The sequence below is a fragment of the Anaerocolumna cellulosilytica genome (assembly GCF_014218335.1).
GTDB lineage: Bacteria > Bacillota > Clostridia > Lachnospirales > Lachnospiraceae > Anaerocolumna > Anaerocolumna cellulosilytica.
In genome coordinates, this window is sequence record NZ_AP023367.1 from 3,158,550 (window position 1) to 3,184,085 (window position 25,536).

The following is a 25,536-nucleotide window of genomic DNA, read 5'->3' on the forward strand; positions in this document are numbered from 1 at the left end:
AAGCTTCTCCTACTCGTCTTCACCAAGATTATAAAATTCCAAATCATCCTGATTAGAACCCCTGCTGGTATCTGTCTGCTGCACCGTCTCTCCTGTATAGTGAATGCGATTTGCTTTTATTTCTGGCTGAATGCCTGCCGCCGCTTCTTCTCTAAAATTGATAGCCCCTTGTTCACTTGTTTTCTCAAGAAATGTATCCAGATTGGCAATATGTATTTTAAAACTGTCACTTTCTAAAAGTTCACATTGAGCTGATGCCAAGTGTTTAAATTGGGCTTTATAGGCTTCATACTGTCTGATTAACTGTATTGTTTGCTGTTGCAGTCTTTCATACTCACTTGAGGCTTCTGCCACAATCATCTGGGCTTTTACTCTTGCTTCTTCCTTAATGGCCGTAGCTTGCAGATTCGCTGCATTTTTAGTTTCTTCTGCGGTCTGTTCTGCCAATACTAACGCCTTTTGTAACGTCTTCTCAATGGTTTTATAATAATTAATCCCCTCATTTAATACGCTGATTTTATCATTTAACTCCATATTTTCTTTGTATATTGCTTCATATCCAATCAAAAGTTCGTTTAAAAAATTATCAACATCTTTTTTATCATAACCGATCCCGGTTTTAAAGGTTTTGCTTTGTAATTCAATGGGTGTAATCATTTAATTTCCTCCTAAATGTATTTTAATATCGAAACGAATAGACGCCCTTTTTTTGTTTGATTTTCCATCCCTTTAAAAATAAATTTACCCAATCCCCTGACAGAAACTGTCTCCTCTTCCTTTAATTGATAACTATTAGATTCCACTAATCTACCGTCTACAAAAACCTTGCCCCCGGATATAAGACCTAAGATACTGTTTCTTGAGGTATGAAAGGCCAAAGCTATTACGGCATCTAATCTGATGGAGGATACACTTCCTCTAATTTCTTTAAAATCAGGCTGAATTTCAGGTAACTCTTCCGTAAGAATCTCACATCTGATACTGGTATGCCTTATCTTTGTCAAATTATCAACAATAAATTCACTAATAGAAGCCTTGCAAAATACAAAGCCTTCTTTTTCTTTAACCAGTATATCTCCCAAAAGACTTCGTTCAATACCAAGATTCATAAGTGCACCAAGAAAATCCCTATGGTTTAAATCATCACTAAACTTTTTATTTAACGGGAGCATCCTGATGCAGGTAATATAATCTGAAAAAGCTTTTACGTCAGTATCTGCGTAAAAGCATAGTACTTTCCTTTCAGCGCCGTTATAGCCGCCAAAAAGATAATAATTCACTTTTGGTAATTCATGTCTTAAAGAATAGAATATGCTGATTTCATTGAGATTTAAGAAGTCAGAATAGGTCTGATACCCTCTATTGTCTGCCGTTCTGGCAAGTTCTATAAAGCGTTTCCGCAATATCTGCTCCTCTTTATCTTTGTCCATATTAAAACCCTTTATATCTCAGTACATCCTGTGATACAGCCGCAGAAACCCAGGTTAAAAGAATCCAATGCGGCATTCCTTTATTATATTTTCTTTCAACCAGTCAGACATAAAGCCAGTCTCTTATCATTAGCCTCAGTTATTTCAATGTATAGAAAAAATCCTGTAAAAAAAGTATAACAACAAAGCCAATAAGCGGTGCTAAATCAGCTGTTGGGTTATTAAATATTGAATGTCTTAACAAATGCCTGATGGGTCCCAATAATGGTTCTGTTAATGTTCCTAAAAAATCACGGAATCCTTTGTGAAATTGCATCCAGGAGGTCAATACATATAAAAACAAAATGATTTCAAGTATTACAAAAAAAACATAAAACACATTATATATTAAACTAAGCATTTACTTAAAATTCCTTATTTAGTGTAGGCACTTCAAAGCCGTCATTTTGTATCAAATCCATATAATCACCAGAAATGTCAACTGTATCTGGAGATATAATAAATATATAACTTGAAATCTGATGAAGCCTGCCATTCATGGCATAAACCGCCCCTGAAATAAAATCCATTATTCTTTGCGCTAAATCTACATCAAAACCTTCCAGGTTGATAACAGCTGCACGTCCTGATAAAAGCATATCACAAATGTCTTGAGAATCTTCAAAAGTAGTAGGTTTCATAATACAGACTTCAAACCCCTTAGGTGTTGTACGGATTGGTACAACTTTATTGGTTGTTGTTCTATCCATTCTGGTCACCTTATCTTTCTTGACTTCATTTAATACATTATTCAGAATCGGGGACGTATCCTCTTTCTCAAATGTTGTACTATATTGTTGTCTAGATGATGCCTTACGTTCCATCTTCTCAGCACGTTTTAATTCTTTTTCTTCTATTTCGTTGACATAATCATCATAATCGTCATCTTCTGTTAGTTTTAATGAGTCTAGTATGTTCTTAAAAATATTTGCCATATGTCAAATCTCCTATCCAAAATCGTTATAAAGAAAAATCACCCTTGGTATAAAAAATACTTTAAGAACTATTTTCTTCACACAAGCGGGAATATGTAGTGCTGTATAGGTCCCGCTTACCTATACAAAAAATGCTAAGAACAAATAAGGCCAGCTCTTTTATCTCAAAGGTATTTTCTTATAATACAATTTATGTTATGAACTTAAATTATATCGTATAATTTCTTTCACCAAAAATGCCTGTACCAACTCGAACCATAGTCGCACCTTCTTCTATAGCAACTTCATAATCTCCAGTCATTCCCATAGAAAGCACATCCATACTAACATTATCAATGTTTTTTAATTTTATGTCAATATTTAATTGTCGCAAATTTCTAAAATGCTCACGGTTTTTCTCAGGATTCTCTACAAAAGGTGCTATGGTCATCAGTCCTTTGACACGAATATTCTTAAACTTGGAAATTTCGAGCAAGAAGGGATATACATCTTCTGCAAAAATCCCGTATTTTGAATCTTCTTTTGCTATGTTTACCTCTATTAATATATCACATATAACATTTCGCTTAGCAGCTTCCTTATCAATTGCCTCTGCAAGGCGCACTGAATCAACAGAATGAATTAATTTCACCTTATCCACAATATATTTCACTTTATTTGTCTGTAGATGTCCGATTAAATGCCAGTTTAAGTCTTTGGGAAGCACTCTATACTTTTCAGTTAACTCCTGCACCTTATTTTCACCAAACTCAATTACGCCCTCTTCCAAAACCTCTTCAATGCAGGAAACAGGGTTCGTTTTACTTACAGCAATCAATGTAACTTCTTTCCGATTACGCCCGGCTCTGATGCATGCTGCTTGTATATTCTCTTGAACTTTTGTCAAATTTTCTTTTATCAAAGAAGTAGCTCCTTTCGATTTAAGTTTATGTTAATCAATTGCCTATTCGGTTAGGTATTAATAAATTACAGCCTGCTCCACTGCAGTGTTACCATCCAGGGCTATATTATCATATACCGATAATCCATAGTCTGTACCTTTCTTTATGATACAGTACTCCTCATTACTATAAAGTATTTCAATTCGTCTGAATATAGCATAGCCCTTATTGACATTAAATGTGCCTTCTAAAGTCTTTTTCTCCAATAGCTGATATCGATCTTCAGAATCATTTTTTATTATCCAGTCACCAGTTTCAAACAAACGCCCATCCACGTAACCATATTCTTCGTCACTATAATAAATATCCGTGGGTATAAACTCCGTACTAATTTGTTCTTTTCCATCTTTCACAGTAATGGCTTCTCGGTTTAAGCCGTTACTGCCTGAATTGCCACCTTTCGTAAAATACTCTAATGGCACCAGATAAAATTCTTTGTCTACAATAGAGCTCACTGGAATTTTTAAGCCTACAGCCGAATTAACTGATATTTCTACTGAAATAAATCTCTGATTCATATAATAATTCATATACTTGTCCAACGACAGCATGCCATAGTATTCAGACCCCTTCTTTGATAAAGTAATTGGAACATTAGCTGAAAGCCCATCATCAGAGAAAGTTATTTTAACAGTATCTTTATCCTTTAATTTATTATACTGCTCTTCATTCAATAGGAGCAGTATATTCCATTTATCACTTGTTATTATCTTATAAACCGGGCTTTTATTCTCAATCAAATCCATTGTTCTTAACTGAGTTTTTGAATAATTCTCTGTATTAAAATTCTCAGCTGTTGTATTGTCTATGGATAAATCCTCATAATTATCCATCGTATATGTAATAATTCCGCTGGAAGAAGATTTTACCACTTTTAAGGTACTGCCTTCTGCATTCTCAGCCAACACATTTTGTAAATTAGTAAGCATATTATCATTTATTACCTGCAAAATTGAACTTTCCAGCTCTGACTTTAATTGATATGCTTTTGTAAAATTTCCATTTTCATAACTTTTATGAAAATCTCTAATTTCATTCTTTATACTGCTGGTCTCGTCATCAGATATTGATAAACTTTCTTCCGTGCTGCTGATTAAATCATAAGAATTCTTATTAGCATCTACGGAATAGACTGTTGAATTTTTCGATACACGTTCACCATCTCGGTGATAATAGTTAATATATCCGGCAGTATCTGTGTAAATTACTTTTTCTTTTCTAAATATTAATCCTTGGAAGACAAAGTCATCTGCTGTTGTGCCTTCTTTCACCTCATATATAGTTAAGTGTTCTTTTGTAAAAAACATGAAAACACTAATAAGCACGTATACAAAAACAATTAAAAACACAATTACACCAATGTTTACGGTCTTCCGTCTCCGATATTTGGTGACTTTTGTATTTGAACTCAATCAATCAGCCTCCTTTATATTTCTACTCTATTATACTTATAAATGAAAAATAAGAAAAGCCCTAATCGTAGTTTTTTGCAAAAACCTCTTTAGGAATATTAAGAATATATTTGGTAACAATATTTTATGTAACAAAAAGGAGGTAACAAATTGAAAACAGTAGATTATATAGCTCTATGTTTAGTCATCATCGGAGCCATTAATTGGGGACTAATCGGATTTTTAGGATTTGATTTAGTCCGTGTGATCTTTGGTGATATGACCATTGTTTCCAGAATTATTTACGCATTAGTTGGTATTGCCGGTTTATATGCATTAAGCTATTTTGGAAGGCTGCGTAGCGAATAAACACATCCATTTTAAAACCGGCAACATATAAACAGCGGCATTATGAATATGCCGCTGTTTATATGTTAAAATATTACTATCACTTTTTGACAACTATAGCATTAAATTATAGACTATAATGAAACAATAACATCTTTCCTAACAATTTCAGGTAACTCATCTTTGTTCAGTGATATACTAATAACAAAGTCTACCTGATATAATTCTGATATTCGTTTTAATTTCTCAAGGATTAAGGAGATATTAGGTCCTTCGGTAAGTGCTATACTGAGGAAACTATCAAGGAAAACCACCTCTAAATCGTGATCCTGCGAGACCAATCCACATATGAAACCAATAAATTCACTGTAGTTCTCAATGCAATAATCCTTCACATTGATTAATCTTATCCTGTTGCTTAACTCATACATGTGTTTATTGTTTTTGTCAAGATAAACAATACTACCTTTTGCTGTTTGGGACACATGATTTGCTTTTTCAATCAGTACCTTTGTCTTACCCTTACCTTTTTCGCCTGCAATAATCTGTATCATTATATCTCCTCCTTAAGATGTGTACATTTTTGGGTGATATGCATGAATTATTGACTAATATATATTAATTATAGTATATTATCACTCAAAAAACAACCAAAATATAGAAATATTTATGGAATCATCTCAAGTAAACGTGTCATTTGCGAAAAAAGACTGTCCCCATTCTCTGCCTGAAGTATTAATGATATATATTCTTTATCCTTATTGTCTTTACTATATAAAATAAGACAATTTCCGGCTTTACTGGTGGTACCCGTTTTACCTCCCACTACTGTAATGCCTTCTGGCGATTTTTCGGTATTCTTTAAATATCTGTTTGTCGTGAGAAAATTTTTAACTTGCTCTTGACCGTTAGAATCTGTATAATTTAAAGTAACATCTGTAGTGTTAATTATCTTGACGAATTCGTCATATTGAATCAGTTCATTAAATATCAAATATAAATCATAAGCTGTTGTATAATGATTATCATTATGTAGCCCATGAGAGTTTACGAAATTAGAATGCACTGCTCCAACATTTTTAGCAGCTTCATTCATTAATTTGGCAAAAGCTTCTTCACTTCCTGCAACATGTTCCGCTATTGCTATTCCAGCATCGTTCCCTGAATAAATCAAAAAGCTGTCAAGTAAATCGCCCAGTTTAATCTTATCACCTTCTTTGAAACCGCATAATTTAGCACCGCTTTCAGTAATATGAGAAGCATTATAGCTAACAGTAACAGTATCATTAAGATTTGCTTTTTGTAAGACTACCAGTGCTGTAATGATTTTAGTCAGACTTGCTGGATACATTCTTTCATACACATTATTGGCATAAACTACCGTATCATCAGTTGCATTAACAATTAGGGCTGAAGTTGCTGACACAGCTGTATCAGACATATGGTTTAATTCATCCGGTATAATAGTCAAGTCACTGGCAAATAAATTTGCAGTTTCAACACCGGCCTGTATATCAAATCCGGCTAAACTATCTGCTTCATTATATGGCACTAATATCTGTTTTGAATTAGAGCAGCCTGTTAAGAATGTAAGTGACAATACGGCTATCATTATCTTTTTATTCATATTATAGCAATGGCCTTTCCGATTAAAAATATGATGCATTTTCAATCTAATCCCCATGTCCTTTCCTATACCTGCAATCATTTGACCACAGGCACAACGTGTAATTAAAATATTATTTTCAAACTACACTTTTAGAACAACTCACTAATTAATATGAGTCATTCTGGAAAGCTTACGCTTTGAATATCTCGCGCCAATCCAAATCACCACGATCCAAAGCTTTAATTAGCAGCTCAGCGGAAGCCAAGTTAGTTGCTAATGGAATATTATGTGTATCACACAAACGAACTACATTATTTACATCAGGTTCATGAGATTTTGGAGATAACGGATCTCGTAAAAAGATTACCAAATCAATCTGATTATGCTCAATTTGGGCACCCATCTGCTGTTCTCCACCAAGATGACCTGCAAGGTACTTGTGTACATTAAGGTTAGTTACTTCTTCAATCAGTCTGCCTGTAGTTCCAGTTGCAAATAATTCATGTTTGTTTAAAATTCCGCGATAAGCGATGCAAAAATTCTGCATTAGTTTCTTTTTTGCATCATGTGCTATCATTCCGATATTCATATGGTTTTACCCCCTTTTATTTTTTCTTTGAAGACTAATATTAATTACCATACCAATTGCTATCATACTGCTTACCATGGAGCTTAATCCATAACTTACAAATGGCAGGGGAATTCCTGTATTCGGCAAAAGTGCTGTTGCAACTCCTACATTTACAAATACCTGGAACATAAACATTGCTCCGATACCTATTGCAATCAGCATTCCCATACGATCCGGAGCATGTCTTGCAATGCTTAAGCATTTAAATATTATAATGGATAACAGTATTATTATACCACATCCACCGATAAATCCAAGGGCTTCTCCTGCAACAGAAAAAATAAAATCACTTTCTGCAATAGGTACATACGTATCACTTATTAAAGATTCTTTGCCTTCAGTTATTAACTTACCAGCTAATTGACCTGATCCAATAACCTGTATGGAATTATCTTGCTGATACATGGTATTAGAGGATGTGTCAGCTTGTGGATCAAGAAATGAAGCTATTCTTGTTTGTTGGTAATCCGTTAAAAAGAATATATCATAATCCTGTTGAATTCCCCATAAGGTTCCGGCTATTAAAGGTATACCGATAACCAAAATAGGAAGTATAATTTTATAGCTCAATCCTGCTGCAAAAATCATCATAGCAAATATAAACATTATGACCAGACAGGTTGATAGGTTCGGCTGCTTAAAAATTAAAAATACAGGTATTGCGGTCAGTATTCCTGTAATAAGCAATGCATATAACTTATCCATTTTATTTTTAAGCAGCACTAAAATCTGAGCCAAGAATATGATAATAATAATTTTACTAAGTTCGGAAGGCTGGAATGTTATAACTTTTAAATCCAACCAGCGTTTAGAACTACGAATGGATATACCAAACAAGCGAACCGCAAATAACAGCCCCAGATTTATAAAATATAAAATGATATAAAACCGGCTGATAAAATGGTAATCTATCATAGAAACAATTGCTATAATAAATACCCCAAGAACGATTCCAAAAATCTGCTTGACAAATAAATCAGGCTCAACAAGCTTTATAAGATAAGTGCCTACTCCGGTGAGCAGTAAAACAATGGCAACCATACTTATATCAAAGTGTTTAAAATTGTACTGCTTAAATTGAAACATTAAAATCATCCTTACTTTTTATTTGATTTCAAATCCTTAATCGGAATATTTGCAAATAGTGCCGGAACAGTCCCATTGTTGCCTTCAGATTCCGTTTGAGTTATCTTAATATCCAACCCGTCTTGATCAATTTCGATGTATCTGGATATAACATTTATAATATCATTTTTTATCTGTTCCATTATTTCCGGCGAACAGTTAGCACGATCTGAAACCAAAACTAATTTTAAACGATCCTTAGCTACGTTACTGGAGGTCTTTTTTCTAAAAAAATCCACCAAACTCATTATACTATCTCCTCTCAATTAGTTTTTCTTAAGTAGGCTGGCAAGTTTACTAAACAGGCCTTGTTTTCCGTTTAAATCTAAATACGGAACTTCCTCTCCCAGTATTCTTTTACATATATTCATGTATGCTTGTCCTGCTAAGGTATCTGACCCTACTAATGGCTCACCCTGATTCGTTGAAATAACAATGTTTTCGTCATCAGGAACAACTCCAATTAAGTCAATAGCAAGAATTTCTACAACATCTGTACTTGACATCATATCGCCACGTTTTACCATGTCATTTCTCAGCCTGTTAACAATCAGATGTGCTTGTTTCATTTCATTGGCTTCTAACAAACCTATTATACGGTCCGCATCACGTACCGCTGATACTTCTGGAGTAGTAACTACTAATGCTCTGTCAGCCCCGGCTATTGCATTTTTAAAACCTTGCTCAATACCTGCTGGACAATCCATTAATATGTAATCAAATTCTTCTTTTAACTCTTCTGCCAATTTTTGCATCTGCTCCGGCGTAACCGATGTTTTATCTCTGGTTTGAGCAGATGGCAGTAGGTATAGGTTGGGGTAACGTTTATCTTTAATTAAAGCCTGTTTAATCCTGCAATTTCCCTCAATTACATCTACAAGATTATATACAATTCGATTTTCCAAACCCATAACAACATCCAGGTTTCTTAAGCCTATATCCGTATCAACTAAAACTACTTTCTTATCTAATTTTGCTAAACCGGTTCCAACATTTGCTGTCGTTGTTGTCTTGCCTACTCCACCCTTTCCGGATGTTATAACGATTACTTCGCCCATTACTATCTTTCCTCCAAACGATTATTATTATATATTAATATCATTTAAAACCTCTTTACTCAAAGGCTCAATGTAGATATTTCCATCTTCCAAGAATGCAATTTTGGTTTCCTTTACAGAATCTTTTACAGGCTTATCCGGAGATCTTGCAATCGTATCGGCAATACGGATTTGAACCGGATTTAAATCCAGTGCCAGGACAAAGGAATTCGTATTGCCGGTTGCACCGGCAAATACTGTTCCTTTTAAGGCACCCAGAACAATAATATTTCCCTTTGAAACTATCCGGGCTCCCGGGTTTACGTCACCGATTACAATAATACTTGTTTCCGATTCCAGAACTTGTCCCGATCGCAAATTGCCTTTATAAAACTGGCCTGTGGTATTGGATAACTCCATTAATTTTTCATCCAGTGCTTTTTTAAAAACTTCTTCCTTTTTTGGGTCATCTTCAATAACGCAAACCACATGAAGCTCCGTCTCATCAGCTATTATATTCAGTATATCTCTTTGTTCTTCATTGGTTAATTTCCTGCCTTCAAAACTAATTGCCATCTGGGCATTATCAAAAAATTTAGCTGAGTCACGAAATTTTTCCGATATCTTTTCTTTCAATTCCCCAAATTCCATTTCAGCATCAAGTACCACTACGATACCGTACTTGTTGCCTTTTATTATAACTGGATTGTTCATGAATACCTCCTGGTACAAATCGTTTTCATAATTCAATACTTAAAATTTAATCGGATACTACAGAATTAGAATCCGGCATAATTGCTGGTCCATCTGCTAACTTATCATAACCGTCCACATTGAAGTAATAACCGTATACATTACGTGCAAGTTCAGCAGCATTACTGGAAGAATAACCATTAGGTATAACCACTGTTACAGATATTTCTGGATTCTTGTATGGTGCATAAGAGACAAACAACGCATGGTTACCACGCGATTTGCTTTCCTGGGCTGTTCCGGTCTTTCCAGCCACCTCATAAGGAAAATCTTTAAACACATAGGATACGGAGCTTTTAGACCCATTTCCTACTTTGTCCATACCTTCCTGTACAAGATCCCACGTAGATGCTTTCACTCCTTCTATACTAGCTTTGGTGGCAACATTTTCAGTCGTTTTATCTTTATATACAATCTTATCAATCAAAGTAAGGTCATATAACATACCTGAAGTAGCAAGTGCTGTTACGTAACGGGATAACTGAACCGGTGTATAATTATTAGTACCCTGTCCAATAGCAGAACGTACGTTATCTTTATCAGAAAGCTTGGGTACTGCTTCTTCAATCTCTATCCCAGATTTCCTATCAAAACCGAATAATGATGCATAGTCCGCAATCTTTTCCAATCCCGCCTGTGCTCTGCTTATTCCAGAAGTATCAAGTCCTAATCTCCAACCCATCTCGTAGAAGAAATAGTTACAGGACACTTCCAGCGCTTCCGTTATGTCTACTGCTCCATGTCCATGAGATGACCAGCATTTTGGCGGATGGGCTTTGTCCACCTTATCAAAAGCAACCTTATCATAAACGGTTTCTGTTTGACCAAGCACACCTTCTTCTAATGCAGCAACTGCTGTTATCATTTTAAAGGTTGAACCGGGTGCAGTACTTTGCTTTGCAGCTCTATGGATTGCAGGTTCAGATAAATCTTCCTGCACCTTCTTAAAATAGTTATAATCTATTTTGTTTGCATATAAATTAGTTTCATATCCGGGATAAGTAACCATTGCAAGCACTTTACCTGTATTTACATCCGTTACCACTACGGATGCACTGCATGGGTCCAGTGCGAGTTGGGCAGGTGTTATGTCAAGACTTCTTATTTTACTGGTTATAAAAGTATAGGCAGATAAAGAACCATTCTTTAACTTGCTTACATCTTCTTCGTTATATTTTAACACACCTTGGTCAAATAATAAAAGACTAATTTCAGCTCCTGATAATTTATAAGAATATACTAATTCCTTATATATCTTCTTATGAAAGGCAGTATCTACAGTTAAAAAGCGCTTAATATATTCCAATAATTTCTGATACAATTCTTCTGTACTATAGTATTCATCACCAATGTCTATTTTAGACAAATCAACCCAATTTTTTGATATAGCATATTGTAAAAATTTGCTTAAACTAATTTTGTTATTATGGTAATCCAAATAGATGCTATCAGCAGTATCAATTTCAGCAGACATTAATACCCCTTGGCTGCTTAACTGCTTGTAGATGTAAGATAAATAATCCTGCATATCTTCTGAAGCACTTTTGTTTAGCGTCGTACTATTGTAAGCTAAGAGCTTTTCCAAATCTGATACTGCTTTTCTAAGTTCAGTTTCAAACTTTGCATAAACCTGCTTTTCCAGACCGGTTGCTTCTTCATCCTGAAATTTTCTGACATCCACTACATTATTGTTTAAGATTGCAAAGTAGACATCATAGATAGGTATCTTAATATTTTTGGCTGAGGTTCCTCTGGAACCTGCATCTGTACTATTATTGATTTTAGATAATAGAATACCTGCAAGGCTTCTTTCAATCAGATTATAGTATGTCTTCTGTAAATCACTGTCTATTGAGAGATATACATCTTGTCCGGCAACCGGGTCAGTACGTTCTAATGTCTCTAAATATTTCCCGGAAGAACTAATTGAGATAGTTTCCATCCCTTTCGTTCCAGCCAGTTGATCCTCAAGCTCTTTTTCAATCCCTAATTTACCAATATAATCAGAACTATTGTAGCCGCTGTCCTTAGCCATATTCTCAAGTTCACCCTCATTAACCAAACCAGTATAACCAAGAATATGAGAATTATATATACTGTCATTATATACTCTGTAAGACTGCTGTTTAATACCAACCCCTGGTATGCTGGCACTGTTTTCATAAATGGCTGCTACCGTCTCGTCACTGACATCAGAACAAATTACAATTTGCAGGTACTTGGGATAATTGGTAAAGATAGCATAACGCAAGGTCATAATTTTAAGTGCTTCTTCCAAAGTATAATCCTCGGAAATCCGAAACATAGCGTACTTCTTATCACCATTTCTCAGATAGTTAAATACTTCCTCTGCCGTAGCAGACTTCTGTTCTTCTGTCAGATTATTTACAGACCTTAGACCATAGGCATTTTTCTTAAACCGATATTCTGCGTTCTTCTTAGTCTGGTCTCCTGCATTTTCAGGAACATTAAATTCCAGCTCACCATTCCCATTCAGAATAATACCAAATTCAATTTCTATGGTATTTCCGTATCTTTCCAACACATTTATTAGTCGAAACAGCATAGCATTTAGTTCATCATTTGAGGTTACCGTTGTCTCTTCTAAGACTACTGCATAACTGATTTTATTATAAGCTAACACTGCTCCGTTGCGGTCTAGTATATTGCCTCTGGTACTTTTTATCTCTCTTTGTCTGGTTAACTTAACGTCAAGTGTAGTACTATGTTCTCCACCTTCTACAATCTGCAAAGTAAAGATTCTGCTGATTAATACAGAAATCAAGCCGATAAAAACCAAGCAAATAGGAAAAAGCCTCGATGTCAATATTTGTTTTATTTTTTCCCAAATAATATCAATCATAGGTTGATACCTCCTCTTCTTCCTTCTTATCTAAGCGGGTATTGATTATGTTCAGCAGTTTGTATAAAAGGATAGATACCAGTACGGTATATATTATCTGCGGTAGCCCAAGCTCAATAAAATAAAAGCCTATGTTCAGTTTGCCTTTTAGTAATAATTCAAAGATGTAATATAACAAAAAATATAGAGCATCACTAACACCAACTAATACAATTGGAATGGTCATATCCTCTTTTGCAAATATTCTGTTACTATAGCCATTCAGATAGCCAATTAACATATATATCAGTGCATATAACCCGATGACATAGCCATACAATAAATCTATCATAAGTCCACATACCAGACCAACTGTCAATCCTTCTGTCCTGCCCCGCATAAAACCGGTTGCAACGGTTAATATTAATAACAGATTCGGAACTACACCGGCAAGGGCAAACCATTGAAATATTGTAGTCTGTAATAAAAATAGAACTAAAATTTCGATTGTTACAATAATAAAACGTTTCACTTAAGCTCTCCCCCGCCTTTCTTCATGTAATAATAATAGGGATTTTTAGTTTATTTTTCCAATTTTTCCTTTACTTCTGTAATAATAAGTACTTCCTCAAGTCTGTCAAAATCCACTGCTGGCGTAAGGTATGCGGTTTTCGTCAAATTATTGGAATCCATCTTAATATTGCTTACATAGCCAATCAAGATTCCCTGTAAGTATTTGGGACTGATGTGGGAAGTAACAACTTCATAACCGTCGTAAACTTCCGCATCCTTGCTAATTAATTCCACACCGATTACACCCTTGCTGTATAATTGCAGATTCCCATTCACTATACAGGAATCCGAGGTTTTTAAAAACATACCGCTGATATTTCTGGAATCATCAATTATAGAACGAACTGTAGCATAATTCTTTCCAACTTCTTCAACTATTCCCACCAACCCGTCACCTGCAATAACATTCATATCAACTGCAATCCCGTCTCTGGAGCCTTTATCAATGGTAAATATGTTATATCCATTATTGGGGCCGGCACCAATAACTCTGGCACCTACTTTCGGATAATCCGCATACTTTTTATCAAGTTCATACAAATCTCGAAAACGGTCAAGTTCATATTTATCCTGTAACAGAATCTTGTTTTCATGTGAAATCGTATCTAATTGTTCCTTTAATTCAGCATTTTCTTTTCGCAGTTCATTTAAACTGGTAAATTTGTCAAACTGGGCTGCAATCCCTTTTCCAATTGAATTAATCCCGTTCTGCATAGGAGTAACGACATTCCCAAAAACTGTCTTAACCGGCGAAAGCTGCTCTTTGTACAAAAATGATAAAATAATCAACAGAAACAGTAGTACCGAACATGCAATAAGCAGGTGTTTTGGATTAATATTAAATTTTGTCCGTCTTCTCATCATAACACCCTTTTCATAACACATTTTGTCAAATTTATGTTATTGCCACAATTAAAAAGATTGAAAGAATCCATATGTGGTATTCCTTTCTTAAAAATATTTGATTTCAACTTATTGTTCTGTTTTAACCGCTGAAATTAGTCTGTTTTAACGAATAAGCAAGGGAGGTTAAATTTTTATCCTCTATGATATTGCCCAGACCTTTTACAACTGTATTGGCTGCATCCGAGCTAATATTTATTTTTAAACCGGTTTCTCTTTCCAATAGTTTATCCAGTCCTTTTATAGCCGAAGAACCACCGGTAACATATACACCTGAGTCAATAATATCAGAGGATATTTCAGGCGGCGTTCTTTCTAAGATGATACGAACTGCATCTACGATAGAGTGCAGGTACTCAAGAATTGATTCATATACCATAGCTGAACTGATTTCAACTTCTGATGGAAGTCCTGTAACAACATTCCTGCCGTATACTTTAATGCTTTTTTCTTCCGTAGGATAGGCTGTTGCCAGTTCCTTTTTAATAAATTCAGAAGTTTTATCTCCGATGACAAGTTTGTAATTCTTTTTTACATAGGTTTTAATGGATTCGTCCAGGCGGCTGCCACCGATTGGTATTAGTTTACTGATAACAATTCCACCTAAAGACATAATGGAAACTTCTGTAGTATCTGCACCAATATCAACCACCATAACACCCTTTGCATTGGTAACGTCTAATCCGATACCTACTGCATCAGCAACCGGCTTCTCAACTATTTTGATATTTTTGGTTTTGGCAGTTGAGGATGCAACCAAATCAAAAAAGGCTCTTTTTTCAACTTCTGTTATGTCTGTCGGAGTTGCTACAATAATTGCAGACGCAGCAACTTTCTTTCCTTTGTTAACTTTACGAAGCATAAAATTCAGAAGCTCCAGCATATTTGCTATATCTGCTATCACACCGTTTTTAACCGGATAGGTTACCTTAATATTAGCTGGTGCCTTCTCATACATTTCAAAAGCTTCATCACCTGCTGCAATTACTTTATTTCTATTTGCTACGGCAATTATATTCTTTTCATCTAATACAACTCCGTCATTTTTTTGATATATTTTTATGGTACTGGTTCCGAAATCTATTCCATATATCTTACCTGCCATACCTGCTGTCTCCTTCCAAACTATAACTACATATAGCCCTGCTCACACAAGCTTATATATTTATTATCACCAATAATAATATGATCCATAAGTCTGACCCCAACTAAATTTCCAGCTTCTTTTATCCGTTTCGTAGTTTGGATATCCTCACGGCTGGGTGTCGGGTCACCACTCGGATGATTATGTAATAAAATCACATTCACTGCCTCATATTTCAAAGCATTCAAAAAAATTTCCCTCGGCGAAAGCAAGGAACTGCTTACCGTTCCCGATGAAATAATCATATCCTTTAGAAGATTACTTTTTGAATCCAGCATTACCAAATATACAATTTCTCTGGTTAAATGCCTCATCTGTTCCATATAATAATTAGCAACCGACTCAGGAGTTATTAACTTTAACTTTCCTTCATTGGTTGCCTTCGCCATACGTTTTGTCAATTCTGCAATACATAGTAATTGGATTGCTTTAACCCTGCCAATCCCCCTTATAGAGGTTAATTCTTTCAGGCTGATGTGGTTTAGAACAAGTAGTCCAGGATAAGCCTGAGAAAAGCCTAGTATCCTGGCAGCCAAATCAACAGCACGTTCCTTTCGGGCACCTGTACGTATAACAACTGCCAGAAGCTCCGCATCGGATAAAGCACCCGGGCCGGACCTTTCACATTTTTCGTAAGGTCTTTCCGACACAGGCATTTCTTTCAGGGTATAAAATTTGTCAATCATATTTCCTCCTCATTCTTCTCTCTCCAAGAACTTATAGAAGGAAAGGTTCCTTATCTGCGAAAGGAATCTATTATGCTTCAATGCTACAGCTTCCGATATATAATTATGGCTAATATTACACCAAGAATACCTGCAACTGTTATTTTTATAGTCATTCCAAAACTGATGACCAGAATTCCCAGGTTCAATCGGACCATACCATTGCCATCACCACTGCCAATTCCAAAATCCTGACCATAGTTGAGCCATGATAAAAAAGCTACATCCCGGGTCAGGTAGCCGATAAAACCGCCTAATACAACACCGGACAATATTAATAATAATAAAGCCCATGAATTCTTACCGTTTACACCAGCCATAAAGCAGTACCTCCAAAACACAATTTTACTTGTCCATTCTAACATAATTCATCCTATTTGTATACAAAAATAGCATAAAATACCTAACAATACTAACAATGATAGTAATTTTGCCAAGTTTCCAAAATAATGTTGTAAAAGACGTTTAAGCTATGGTTATAATTCCTGCTTCATGAAGCTTTTGTACTGACATCATGATACCAAATTTTGCATGATACCAAGTTAAACCACCTTGAAAATACACTGCATAAGGCGGTTCAACAGGAGCATCTGCACTTAATTCTATAGACGCCCCTTGGACAAATGCACCTGCCGCCATTATAACATCCGAATGGTAACCTGGCATTGCCCACGGTTCCGGTATTACATAACTATCTACCGGTGCTGCCGCCTGTATTCCTCTGCAAAAAGCAATGACACCGTCTGCGCTGCCCAGAGTAACAGCCTGAATTATATCATGTCTGGATTCTGTTCCATTTGGCACTACAGGAAATCCTAATTTTTCATATATGTTAGCTGCAAAAATAGCTCCTTTTAAGGCACTGGAAACAACGACTGGTGCAAGAAATAGCCCCTGATAAAGCAGACTGTTAATTCCAAGGGTTGCTCCAACCTCTTTTCCAAGTCCCGGTGCCGTAAGGCGAAAGGCTGCATTATCTACATAAACTTCCTTACCTACTATATATCCACCAATTGGTGCCAGTCCGCCACCCGGATTCTTTATTAAAGAGCCTACACATAAATCAGCTCCAACCTCTGTAGGTTCAATCGTCTCAACAAATTCTCCATAACAGTTATCAACCATACATATAACATCTGGCTTTATTTTCTTAACGAAGGCAATTAATTCTCCGATGCGCTCTACTGATAAGGTCGGTCTGGTATCATAACCTTTGGAGCGCTGAATCGTTACCAGTCTTGTTCTGGAATTCACAGCTTTTTCTATTCCTGCATAATCAAAACCGCCATCCTCTAATAAATCCACCTGAGCGTAGGTCACTCCAAATTCTGCAAGAGAACCTGTTAGTTTCCCATCCTTTTCTTCACTTTTTTGTTCTCCAATACCTATAACCCCTTCTAACGTATCATAGGGTTTTCCCACGGGTGACAAGATTTCATCACCCGGACGAAGATTGCCAGAAAGTGCCGTACTTAAAGCATGGGTGCCACTGATTAACTGAGGCCTCACTAAAGCTGATTCTGCATGAAATACAGATGCATAAACCTTCTCCAAAGTATCTCTTCCTAAATCATTGTAACCATATCCGGTAGTAGCAGCAAAATGAATATCACTAACCTGATTCTCTTGCATTGCTCTTAAAACCTTTAACTGGTTGTACTCTGCTACCTTATCTATTTCATAGAACCGGGAAGCCAGCCTATCTTCTATACTGTTACAATATGCAAATACACTAGCACTAATTTTTAATTCCTTATATATCTTAAGTAACTGATTATCCATATCTGTCCTTTCATTACCAAAGTTAATGGATTTTGGTTTTATTTCTATCTTAAATAACGCCCATTGTATATCACAAGCCCGGTTATGATACTGCTATCCAATCTCTTTTTTCTTTAGTTCTGACAACAATGCCTCTAATACAAGGTCTTCTTTATCCCCGTATTCATTCTTTTGTATCCAGTTGACTTCTTTTTCCCTTCGAAACCAGGTAAGCTGACGCTTGGCGAAATGTCTGGTATCTCTTTTTAGCAAATAAACTGCTTCTTCTAAAGTACAATTTCCTTGAAGATACTCTATTATTTCCTTATATCCAAGTCCCTGCATGGAAACCATTTCTTTTGTGCAGCCATTCTTTAGTAAACGTTTCACTTCTTCAACCAGACCCTGCTCAAGCATTATATCGATTCTTTTGTTAATCCGTTCATATAAAACATCTCTGTCGTTGTTTAACACAAAATAACAAAAGCGATAGGGTGAAACCTTGCTCCGTTGTTCTTCATTATGCTCTGAAATCCTGTTTCCGGTTTGTTCAAAATATTCCAGAGCACGGATTACACGTTTTACATTGTTTGGATGAATTGCTTCTGCTGCTGCGGGGTCTGCTTCTTTTAATTTTTCATGAAGATATACACTTCCCATTTCTTTAGCTACTTCCTCTAACTTGACCCGGTATACCGTATCTTCGCCATTTTCTTCAAAATGTATGCCATACAATACAGCTTGGATATAAAAACCCGTACCACCAACAATGATTGGTACCTTTCCTTTTTCATATATCTCCTCCATAGCCTGTAAGGAATATTCTTTAAATTTAACAACATTAAATTCTTCTTGGGGCTCTAATATATCAATCAGGTAATGAGGGATTCCACCCATTTCTTCTTTTTTTATCTTTGCTGTTCCGATATCCATTTGCTTATATACCTGCATAGAATCCGCAGAAATAATCTCTCCGTTCACTGCTTTTGCCAGTTTTACGGAAAGTTCGGTTTTGCCCACTGCTGTAGGTCCGGTCAGTATTACTAAAGGCTTTTTGTTTATATCATCCAATGCCGTTACCTCTTATCTTTAAACAATACGCTTAAATTTCTTTTCTATTTCATATTTACTCATGGAAATAATAACCGGTCTGCCGTGAGGACAGTTATACGGGTTTTCCAGAGTAAGCAGCTGCTCAATTAACGCTCTCGCTTCTTCATGGGATAAACGATGATTTCCTTTTACCGCTGCCTTACAGGACATGGAAGCGATTTTCTCCAGTATCATTTCAGGCGTTTCATTATATACCTCATCTACTAATCCGTCAATAAGTTCAATTAATATTTCATATTGCACCAACCCAAACAAGTCACTTGGTACGGAGCGTACGGCATATTCTTTTCCACCGAACTCTTCAAATTCAAACCCTAGGTTATGAAGTGATTCCATATGTTTTTTCAGTGCCTCTTCTTCCCTAAGACTTAACGTTAATATAATAGGAGGTTCCAGTAGCTGGGAAGTATATTTTTTGTCACGAAGAGACTTCATAATACGCTCATATAATACCTTCTCATGAGCAGCATGCTGATCAATTAAAAACATCTTATCTCCAAATTGAACAATCCAATAGGTGTTAAAGATCTGTCCGATAATTTCATGACTTTTCATTGCCTCAACAGAAATAAATGCCAGTTGTTCAGCCTTCTGTGTATCAATAGCATTTGTATTCTGAACAGCCGAAGGTACCACTTCTTTTATAACTTCCTCTGTATATTTTTGTTCTGAAACCTTATGGTCAATTTTTTCCACCCCTTCATCAGGGGTCTGTAAAACTACACTCTTCTGTTGTACATTTTTTATTTCTTCTTGTAAAAGAAAAGGTGCCGATTGTACTACTTCGTTCAAATAGCCGATTTCGGTTGTCTTAACCTGTTCTTTTTCTTCTCTAGTTAGCAAAGCCAGACTATCATCCATATTTCCACCGTAAGAGTCCTTCCGTTGTTGCCATTCATAAGGATTTCTTATTATAGCGGAAGTCTTTCCATTGTTCACATAAGGCTTTTGCGCGGTTCCAACGTGATTGTCGTTTGAAATGTCTTGTTTCACATGGTTGTTAGAGACATTGTTGTTGAATTTTCTTCGATTTTCTTCAAATGGCTCCGGTACTTTCGTTACTTCTTTCTTTTCTTCCTTCTCCTTAGTCAGTGTCACTGCCGGTATTAACTCTCTGCCTTCAAGAGCATTTTTTAAGGTATGGTATATAAGCTGGTATAGCTCTTCCCCATTTTTAAACCGGATTTCTAACTTAGCCGGATGTACATTCACATCAATAAGCTGGGTGTCAATACGGATATGGACAGAAGTAAATGGATATCTATGAAGCATAATATAAGGTCTATAAGCTTCTTCAATCGCTTTACTGATTAGCGGACTTTTTATATATCTTCCATTAATAAAATAATTCTCATAATTACGATTCCCTCTTGAAACAATGGGCTTTGCAATATAGCCTACCATTTCTGTCTGTCCGCTTTTGCCCGTTATCTCCAGCAGATGACTGGTAACATCTCTTCCATAGACATTATAGATTATGTCCTTTAAATTATTATTACCGGAGGTATGCAGTTTAATCTGTCCGTTATTAATGAACTTAAAAGCAATTCCCGGATGGGACACAGCAAGCCTCTCCATAAGGTCACTGATATAACCTGCTTCTGTAACAGGGGATTTTAAAAATTTTCTTCTAGCAGGTGTGTTATAAAATAAGTTTCTCACAATAAAAGTAGTACCGTCAGGACAACCAATGTGCTCTAGACTTTTTTCGTCTCCGCCTGCAATCTGATAACGAATCCCGGTAAAGGTACCACTTGTTTTAGTTACCAGTTCCACTTGGGAAACGGCGGCGATACTGCTTAAAGCTTCACCTCTGAATCCCAAACTAGAGACTTTTAACAAATCCTCTGCCGTTCGGATTTTGCTGGTGGAATGACGTAAGAATACGTATGGCATATCTTCTTCATCAATCCCTGAACCATTGTCTGTAATACGGATTAAACTCATTCCGCCTTCCTTTATTTCAACAGTTATAGCATTAGAGCCTGCATCTATGGAATTTTCCACCAACTCTTTCACTACGGCAGCCGGACGTTCAATTACTTCACCTGCGGCTATCTGATTTATAGTATGTTCATCCAATACGGTTATCTTAGACATGGTTCACCTCCTGGTATCTTCTACCTGTTTCTAACTTTTTGTTGCAACTGGTACAAACGATTCATAGCTTCCATAGGTGTTAAACTATTAAGATCCAGTTCCCTGATTTCAGTCATAATATCATCTCCGGAGTTATAATCGAATAAGGACATCTGGTCAGGAATGTCACTCTGTCTTTTCTTAGACTTATAAGTACCTTCTTCTGTTGCTGCCGCCTCCTTAAGAGCACTGCTATCAGCCTCTTCTGACCTTCCTGTTTTTATAGCTTTTGCCTTTTCAGCAATGTCATTTTCACTTAATTCGTCAACAATTTCTTTTGCCCGCTTTAAAACTCCTTCTGGTACCCCGGCTAATCTTGCCACCTGAATACCATAACTCTTATCAGCCCCACCTTTGATGATTTTGCGAAGAAAAATAATATCCTCTCCATTTTCTTTCACCGCGATACAATAATTATTTACACTGTCAAGTTTACCTTCTAATTCTGTTAATTCATGATAATGGGTGGCAAAAAGCGTTTTAGCACCTAAAAGTTTCGGATTACTAATGTGTTCTACTACTGCCCAGGCAATACTTAACCCATCGAAGGTACTGGTGCCCCTGCCGATTTCATCCAGAATCAGAAGACTGTTTTTTGTAGCATTTCTTAATATATTTGCCACCTCAGTCATCTCCACCATGAAAGTACTCTGACCGGAAGCTAAATCATCAGAAGCACCCACTCTGGTAAATATCCTGTCTACAATGCCTATATTGCCGTAGCCGGCAGGAATAAAACTGCCTATCTGTGCCATAAGAACAATCAATGCCGTCTGGCGCATATAAGTTGATTTACCTGCCATGTTAGGACCGGTTATAATAGATACCCTCTTATCCTTATTGTTTAGATAGGTATCATTTGTTACAAACATATCATTGGATATCATTTGCTCTACAACCGGGTGCCTGCCGTCCTTAATGTCCACAATCCCTTCTTCATTCATATCCGGTCGGGTGTAATTATTCCTCTCTGCAACAAAAGCAAGGGAAGTAAATACATCAATCTTTGCAATCGCCTTGGCAGTCTGCTGAATTCTGCCTACCTCTCCGGCAATGGTATCCCTTATCACACAAAACAGTTCATATTCTAAAGAAAAAAGCTTGTCCTCCGCACCAAGGATTACGTCTTCAAGCTCTTTTAATTCTGTAGTGGTGTAACGTTCTGCGTTAGCCAGCGTCTGCTTTCTAATCCAGTTTTCCGGAACCAGATTTTTATAAGAGTTCGTAACCTCCAGATAGTAACCAAATACTTTATTGAATTTTATCTTAAGGTTTTTAATTCCGGTCTTTTCTTTTTCTTTCGTCTCCAGTTCTGCCAGCCAATTCTTTCCCTCTGTCTTAGCTTTGCGCAGACGGTCTATTTCTTCCTGATAACCATCCTTTATAATCCCTCCTTCTTTAACCGCCAAAGGAGGTTCCTCAACAATTGACTTCTCAATTAATTCATACAAATCCTCTAAAGGATCCAGTTCTGTCTGTATACTGGTTAATAAGCCACTAGAAGTGTCCGTTAACAAGTTTTTAATATGAGGAATCATGTACAGAGAAGACTTAAAAGCAATTAAATCTCTGGGATTGGCACTTTTATAACTGATTCTGCCAACCAGACGCTCCAAATCATAAACGGGGTTTAAGTACTCTCTAATTTCTTCTCTCGTAATAACAACCCCGTTAAGTTCCTCTATTGCATCCAGTCTTGCGTTAATCTCTTCTTTATGTATTAAAGGCTGCTCAACATAGCTTCTTAATAGCCTTGCACCCATAGCTGTTTTTGTCTTATCCAAAACCCACAGCAGAGAACCTCTTTTTTGCTTCTCCCTTAAAGTCTCAACCAGCTCTAAGTTTCTTCTGGTAGAACTATCAAGCAACATGTAAGAACTTGTAATATAGGGAGTCAGCCTGGTCAAATGGGTTAGTGAATTTTTCTGGGTTTCATATAAGTACTGTAATACCGCACCGGCTGCAATCGTCCCAATGGTATAATCTTTAAGTCCAAGGCCTGTCAGGGCAGATACGTTAAAATGGCTCTTTATCTTAGCAATACACGATTCATCATCAAAATACCAGGGCTCTAAATCAGATACCGTTATCATAAGACGGTTTTTTAAGTCCTCTATATCTACTCCGCTTACCATAAAAGTACTGTTGCAGATAATTTCAGAGGGATTAAATTTATTGATCTCATCCAATAGTTTTCTCTCTGTATCAACCTCTGTTACTAGAAAATCCCCAGTTGTAATATCTACAGTCGCAATTCCGTATGCATTTACGGTATGTACAATCCCCATTAAGAAATTATTTTTCGTTTCGTCCAGAGCCTGGGGACTTAAATTCGTTCCCGGTGTAACAATCCGTATAACTTCCCGGCGTACAATTCCCTTGGCTGCTTTCGGATCCTCCACCTGTTCACATATTGCAACTCTATAGCCCTTGCTGATTAGCTTGCTTAAATAACCCTCCACTGCATGGTATGGCACACCACACATGGGAGCACGCTCCTCCTGGCCATAATTCTTTCCGGTCAGTGTGATTTCAAGTTCCTTGGTACAAACAAGTGCATCTTCAAAGAACATTTCATAAAAATCTCCCAACCGGTAAAACAGGATACAATCCTTATACTGGCTTTTTATTTCCATGTATTGTTGCATCATTGGTGTTAATTCTGCCATTCTTTTCATTCCTTCCGTATTTTCCTTCATTACTGAATGAATACAGTTAATTTCTATATATCCTGTATAACATCATCTGCCAGTTGGTTTCCATCTGCTGCCGTTGTTGCTAATACATCACAACGTTCATTCTGGGGATGTCCATCGTGACCCTTGACCCAAATAAAAGTAACCTTGTGCTGCTCTTTTGCCTTTAAAATTCTTTTCCATAAGTCCACATTTTTAACCGGTTCATTTTTCCCCCTTTTCCAACCCTTTTTTATCCAGCCCTCGAGCCACTTCTCGTTAAAAGCTTTTACAAGGTATTGGGAATCAGAATATAATTCCACCTCACAGGGTTTTGTCAGTGCTTCCAGCCCTATAATAGCAGCCATTAGCTCCATTCGGTTATTGGTTGTCTTTTTGTAACCTCCTGCGTATTCTCTGATATGCTGTGTTCCGGCTTTATCAATATATTCAATAATAGTTCCATAGCCTCCGGGTCCATCCGGATTTCCTCTTGCGGAACCATCCGTATAAATCTTTACTTTCATAAATAAATGCCTGTCCTTTCCGATACCTACTGCTTAAAGCCGCAGATTTGCGTGTGAAATTGCTTTTTATTCCAATAGTTCCAACTCTTAAAATCATTGTTGCTGCAGATATTCTTTTCTCTTTTCCTTCTCTGTCAGTTTCTGTCACGGAAATAAAGGGTATGCATCGCACACCCTTCTTTACTAGCATTATAGCATAAAACGAAAGAAAATTGCAAACGAAACCATCTTATATTTATGCAGATAACAATGACCTTAACCTTTTAAGTTAAGCTTCCTCTTTCACAATAAGCTCTTTAGCATAGGGAAGCTCTGTTATCCAGTCACATAGAACATGCCATTCGTTTAATTTATGATTTTTTCTGGAATGATATATATTTGTAAGTGTTTCATAGTTTAGTGTACAGGTTCTTAATTGATTGTAGCCGGATGGGAGCAGCTGTATCATATCATACCAGTATTTTTTATCCTTTGTATCGTTATACAAAACCCTTAACTGCTCTAAATATTCCACAATCTTGCTAAAAAATACCTGCGATTCACCGGTTAACTGATCATTACTAAAATCTTCCTCCGTAAAGGATTTACTGTGGATTTTGTGCATGGTACTGGTGGAATTAGCAGCAGTCGCTACCTTATAAGTATCAAATTCCTTCCACCAATATAATGGAGCTGTTATATCTACTGACACAAAAATCTGTCTCATAAACTTTCGGTGGTCACTTCCTGCCCTGCATAATCTTATAGCAAGATTTAAGTCATTTGCACCTAGCAAATATTTGCCGTTATCGTCATATGTACTATCGCTTTTATCCCAACTGTTCATAGGATTTCTGGCACCCCTAATTGCATTTTCTAAATTCATCACACTGGTTTTATCTATTGTAATCATGTA

General features: G+C 36.4%; 26 protein-coding genes. 1 reads left to right on the forward strand and 25 read right to left on the reverse strand.

Going from position 1 to position 25,536, the window contains the following annotated elements; translation table 11 throughout:
* Positions 1 to 9: 9 nt before the first annotated feature.
* From acsn021_RS12975 to acsn021_RS13000, 6 genes are all read right to left on the reverse strand, one after another.
* Positions 10 to 657, reverse strand: coding sequence for a DivIVA domain-containing protein (locus acsn021_RS12975; RefSeq protein ID WP_184088514.1), 648 nt, complete (start codon positions 655 to 657; stop codon positions 10 to 12).
* A gap of 11 nt (positions 658 to 668) precedes the next feature.
* A complete protein-coding gene (locus tag acsn021_RS12980; RefSeq protein WP_184088511.1) occupies positions 669 to 1,430 on the reverse strand; it encodes a YlmH family RNA-binding protein in 762 nt (253 codons plus the stop codon).
* A gap of 139 nt (positions 1,431 to 1,569) precedes the next feature.
* Complete coding sequence (locus acsn021_RS23270) at positions 1,570 to 1,830, reverse strand: YggT family protein (RefSeq protein ID WP_184088508.1); 261 nt, start codon at positions 1,828 to 1,830, stop codon at positions 1,570 to 1,572.
* 4 nt (positions 1,831 to 1,834) lie between these two features.
* Positions 1,835 to 2,404 carry a cell division protein SepF gene (locus tag acsn021_RS12990; RefSeq protein ID WP_184088505.1) on the reverse strand — a complete coding sequence of 190 codons (570 nt, stop codon included), beginning with the start codon at positions 2,402 to 2,404 and terminating at the stop codon, positions 1,835 to 1,837.
* A 208-nt stretch (positions 2,405 to 2,612) separates the two neighbouring features.
* On the reverse strand, positions 2,613 to 3,305 hold the full coding sequence (locus acsn021_RS12995; RefSeq protein WP_184088502.1) for a YggS family pyridoxal phosphate-dependent enzyme: 693 nt from the start codon (positions 3,303 to 3,305) through the stop codon (positions 2,613 to 2,615).
* A 57-nt stretch (positions 3,306 to 3,362) separates the two neighbouring features.
* Positions 3,363 to 4,757, reverse strand: coding sequence for an HlyD family efflux transporter periplasmic adaptor subunit (locus acsn021_RS13000; RefSeq protein WP_184088499.1), 1,395 nt, complete (start codon positions 4,755 to 4,757; stop codon positions 3,363 to 3,365).
* A 150-nt stretch (positions 4,758 to 4,907) separates the two neighbouring features.
* Between acsn021_RS13000 and acsn021_RS13005 the strand changes: the two genes are divergently transcribed.
* Positions 4,908 to 5,105, forward strand: coding sequence for a DUF378 domain-containing protein (locus acsn021_RS13005; RefSeq protein ID WP_184088496.1), 198 nt, complete (start codon positions 4,908 to 4,910; stop codon positions 5,103 to 5,105).
* A gap of 113 nt (positions 5,106 to 5,218) precedes the next feature.
* Here acsn021_RS13005 and acsn021_RS13010 read toward each other — a convergent pair whose 3' ends face one another.
* The 19 genes from acsn021_RS13010 to acsn021_RS13100 form a co-directional block, all read right to left on the reverse strand.
* Positions 5,219 to 5,638 (reverse strand): twitching motility protein PilT, encoded by a 420-nt coding sequence (locus tag acsn021_RS13010; RefSeq protein WP_184088493.1) that lies wholly within the window; start codon positions 5,636 to 5,638, stop codon positions 5,219 to 5,221.
* A gap of 113 nt (positions 5,639 to 5,751) precedes the next feature.
* Complete coding sequence (locus tag acsn021_RS13015) at positions 5,752 to 6,768, reverse strand: D-alanyl-D-alanine carboxypeptidase family protein (protein ID WP_184088490.1); 1,017 nt, start codon at positions 6,766 to 6,768, stop codon at positions 5,752 to 5,754.
* 115 nt (positions 6,769 to 6,883) lie between these two features.
* Positions 6,884 to 7,282, reverse strand: a complete 399-nt coding sequence (locus tag acsn021_RS13020; protein WP_184088486.1) for a methylglyoxal synthase — start codon at positions 7,280 to 7,282, stop codon at positions 6,884 to 6,886.
* A 6-nt stretch (positions 7,283 to 7,288) separates the two neighbouring features.
* On the reverse strand, positions 7,289 to 8,410 hold the full coding sequence (locus acsn021_RS13025) for an FtsW/RodA/SpoVE family cell cycle protein (protein WP_184088484.1): 1,122 nt from the start codon (positions 8,408 to 8,410) through the stop codon (positions 7,289 to 7,291).
* 11 nt (positions 8,411 to 8,421) lie between these two features.
* Positions 8,422 to 8,697, reverse strand: a complete 276-nt coding sequence (minE, locus tag acsn021_RS13030) for a cell division topological specificity factor MinE (RefSeq protein WP_184088482.1) — start codon at positions 8,695 to 8,697, stop codon at positions 8,422 to 8,424.
* 18 nt (positions 8,698 to 8,715) lie between these two features.
* Positions 8,716 to 9,507: a septum site-determining protein MinD gene (gene minD / locus acsn021_RS13035; protein ID WP_184088479.1), complete on the reverse strand. Its 792-nt coding sequence runs from the start codon at positions 9,505 to 9,507 to the stop codon at positions 8,716 to 8,718.
* 27 nt (positions 9,508 to 9,534) lie between these two features.
* Positions 9,535 to 10,200: a septum site-determining protein MinC gene (gene minC / locus acsn021_RS13040; protein WP_184088477.1), complete on the reverse strand. Its 666-nt coding sequence runs from the start codon at positions 10,198 to 10,200 to the stop codon at positions 9,535 to 9,537.
* A gap of 46 nt (positions 10,201 to 10,246) precedes the next feature.
* On the reverse strand, positions 10,247 to 13,102 hold the full coding sequence (locus tag acsn021_RS13045; RefSeq protein WP_184088475.1) for a penicillin-binding transpeptidase domain-containing protein: 2,856 nt from the start codon (positions 13,100 to 13,102) through the stop codon (positions 10,247 to 10,249).
* Positions 13,095 to 13,613: a rod shape-determining protein MreD gene (gene mreD / locus acsn021_RS13050; RefSeq protein WP_184088473.1), complete on the reverse strand. Its 519-nt coding sequence runs from the start codon at positions 13,611 to 13,613 to the stop codon at positions 13,095 to 13,097. Before mreD ends, acsn021_RS13045 begins: the two co-directional genes overlap by 8 nt.
* Positions 13,614 to 13,663: 50 nt before the next feature.
* The gene (gene mreC, locus acsn021_RS13055; protein WP_184088470.1) at positions 13,664 to 14,515 is read right to left on the reverse strand and encodes a rod shape-determining protein MreC; all 852 of its coding nucleotides are present in this window, start codon (positions 14,513 to 14,515) and stop codon (positions 13,664 to 13,666) included.
* A gap of 124 nt (positions 14,516 to 14,639) precedes the next feature.
* On the reverse strand, positions 14,640 to 15,662 hold the full coding sequence (gene mreB, locus acsn021_RS13060; protein WP_184088467.1) for a rod shape-determining protein: 1,023 nt from the start codon (positions 15,660 to 15,662) through the stop codon (positions 14,640 to 14,642).
* Positions 15,663 to 15,688: 26 nt separating this feature from the next.
* Positions 15,689 to 16,387, reverse strand: a complete 699-nt coding sequence (radC, locus tag acsn021_RS13065) for a RadC family protein (protein WP_184088464.1) — start codon at positions 16,385 to 16,387, stop codon at positions 15,689 to 15,691.
* 83 nt (positions 16,388 to 16,470) lie between these two features.
* Complete coding sequence (locus acsn021_RS13070; protein WP_184089998.1) at positions 16,471 to 16,746, reverse strand: DUF4321 domain-containing protein; 276 nt, start codon at positions 16,744 to 16,746, stop codon at positions 16,471 to 16,473.
* A 145-nt stretch (positions 16,747 to 16,891) separates the two neighbouring features.
* Positions 16,892 to 18,208: a methionine gamma-lyase family protein gene (locus tag acsn021_RS13075; RefSeq protein WP_184088461.1), complete on the reverse strand. Its 1,317-nt coding sequence runs from the start codon at positions 18,206 to 18,208 to the stop codon at positions 16,892 to 16,894.
* A gap of 93 nt (positions 18,209 to 18,301) precedes the next feature.
* Complete coding sequence (gene miaA, locus acsn021_RS13080; RefSeq protein ID WP_184088458.1) at positions 18,302 to 19,258, reverse strand: tRNA (adenosine(37)-N6)-dimethylallyltransferase MiaA; 957 nt, start codon at positions 19,256 to 19,258, stop codon at positions 18,302 to 18,304.
* Positions 19,259 to 19,276: 18 nt separating this feature from the next.
* Entirely contained in the window at positions 19,277 to 21,400 is a 2,124-nt protein-coding gene (gene mutL / locus acsn021_RS13085; protein ID WP_184088455.1) for a DNA mismatch repair endonuclease MutL, read from the reverse strand.
* A 20-nt stretch (positions 21,401 to 21,420) separates the two neighbouring features.
* Entirely contained in the window at positions 21,421 to 24,108 is a 2,688-nt protein-coding gene (mutS, locus tag acsn021_RS13090; RefSeq protein ID WP_184088453.1) for a DNA mismatch repair protein MutS, read from the reverse strand.
* A gap of 53 nt (positions 24,109 to 24,161) precedes the next feature.
* Entirely contained in the window at positions 24,162 to 24,641 is a 480-nt protein-coding gene (rnhA, locus tag acsn021_RS13095) for a ribonuclease HI (RefSeq protein WP_184088450.1), read from the reverse strand.
* 268 nt (positions 24,642 to 24,909) lie between these two features.
* Positions 24,910 to 25,533: a hypothetical protein gene (locus tag acsn021_RS13100; RefSeq protein WP_184088448.1), complete on the reverse strand. Its 624-nt coding sequence runs from the start codon at positions 25,531 to 25,533 to the stop codon at positions 24,910 to 24,912.
* Positions 25,534 to 25,536 lie beyond the last annotated feature (3 nt).

What these genes read in the sequence shown, in the direction of transcription:
- acsn021_RS13015 (WP_184088490.1), bottom strand. Translation starts at nt 6,768, where the DNA reads ATGGGGATTAGATTGAAAATGCATCATATTTTTAATCGGAAAGGCCAT.
- acsn021_RS13070 (WP_184089998.1), bottom strand. Translation starts at nt 16,746, where the DNA reads ATGGCTGGTGTAAACGGTAAGAATTCATGGGCTTTATTATTATTAATA.
- mreB (WP_184088467.1), bottom strand. Translation starts at nt 15,662, where the DNA reads ATGGCAGGTAAGATATATGGAATAGATTTCGGAACCAGTACCATAAAA.
- acsn021_RS12980 (WP_184088511.1), bottom strand. Translation starts at nt 1,430, where the DNA reads ATGGACAAAGATAAAGAGGAGCAGATATTGCGGAAACGCTTTATAGAA.
- acsn021_RS13045 (WP_184088475.1), bottom strand. Translation starts at nt 13,102, where the DNA reads ATGATTGATATTATTTGGGAAAAAATAAAACAAATATTGACATCGAGG.
- mutS (WP_184088453.1), bottom strand. Translation starts at nt 24,108, where the DNA reads ATGGCAGAATTAACACCAATGATGCAACAATACATGGAAATAAAAAGC.
- acsn021_RS13020 (WP_184088486.1), bottom strand. Translation starts at nt 7,282, where the DNA reads ATGAATATCGGAATGATAGCACATGATGCAAAAAAGAAACTAATGCAG.
- acsn021_RS13100 (WP_184088448.1), bottom strand. Translation starts at nt 25,533, where the DNA reads ATGATTACAATAGATAAAACCAGTGTGATGAATTTAGAAAATGCAATT.
- acsn021_RS13010 (WP_184088493.1), bottom strand. Translation starts at nt 5,638, where the DNA reads ATGATACAGATTATTGCAGGCGAAAAAGGTAAGGGTAAGACAAAGGTA.
- acsn021_RS13025 (WP_184088484.1), bottom strand. Translation starts at nt 8,410, where the DNA reads ATGTTTCAATTTAAGCAGTACAATTTTAAACACTTTGATATAAGTATG.
- mutL (WP_184088455.1), bottom strand. Translation starts at nt 21,400, where the DNA reads ATGTCTAAGATAACCGTATTGGATGAACATACTATAAATCAGATAGCC.
- rnhA (WP_184088450.1), bottom strand. Translation starts at nt 24,641, where the DNA reads ATGAAAGTAAAGATTTATACGGATGGTTCCGCAAGAGGAAATCCGGAT.
- minE (WP_184088482.1), bottom strand. Translation starts at nt 8,697, where the DNA reads ATGAGTTTGGTGGATTTTTTTAGAAAAAAGACCTCCAGTAACGTAGCT.
- mreC (WP_184088470.1), bottom strand. Translation starts at nt 14,515, where the DNA reads ATGAGAAGACGGACAAAATTTAATATTAATCCAAAACACCTGCTTATT.
- radC (WP_184088464.1), bottom strand. Translation starts at nt 16,387, where the DNA reads ATGATTGACAAATTTTATACCCTGAAAGAAATGCCTGTGTCGGAAAGA.
- minC (WP_184088477.1), bottom strand. Translation starts at nt 10,200, where the DNA reads ATGAACAATCCAGTTATAATAAAAGGCAACAAGTACGGTATCGTAGTG.
- acsn021_RS23270 (WP_184088508.1), bottom strand. Translation starts at nt 1,830, where the DNA reads ATGCTTAGTTTAATATATAATGTGTTTTATGTTTTTTTTGTAATACTT.
- minD (WP_184088479.1), bottom strand. Translation starts at nt 9,507, where the DNA reads ATGGGCGAAGTAATCGTTATAACATCCGGAAAGGGTGGAGTAGGCAAG.
- acsn021_RS13075 (WP_184088461.1), bottom strand. Translation starts at nt 18,208, where the DNA reads ATGGATAATCAGTTACTTAAGATATATAAGGAATTAAAAATTAGTGCT.
- acsn021_RS12990 (WP_184088505.1), bottom strand. Translation starts at nt 2,404, where the DNA reads ATGGCAAATATTTTTAAGAACATACTAGACTCATTAAAACTAACAGAA.
- acsn021_RS12975 (WP_184088514.1), bottom strand. Translation starts at nt 657, where the DNA reads ATGATTACACCCATTGAATTACAAAGCAAAACCTTTAAAACCGGGATC.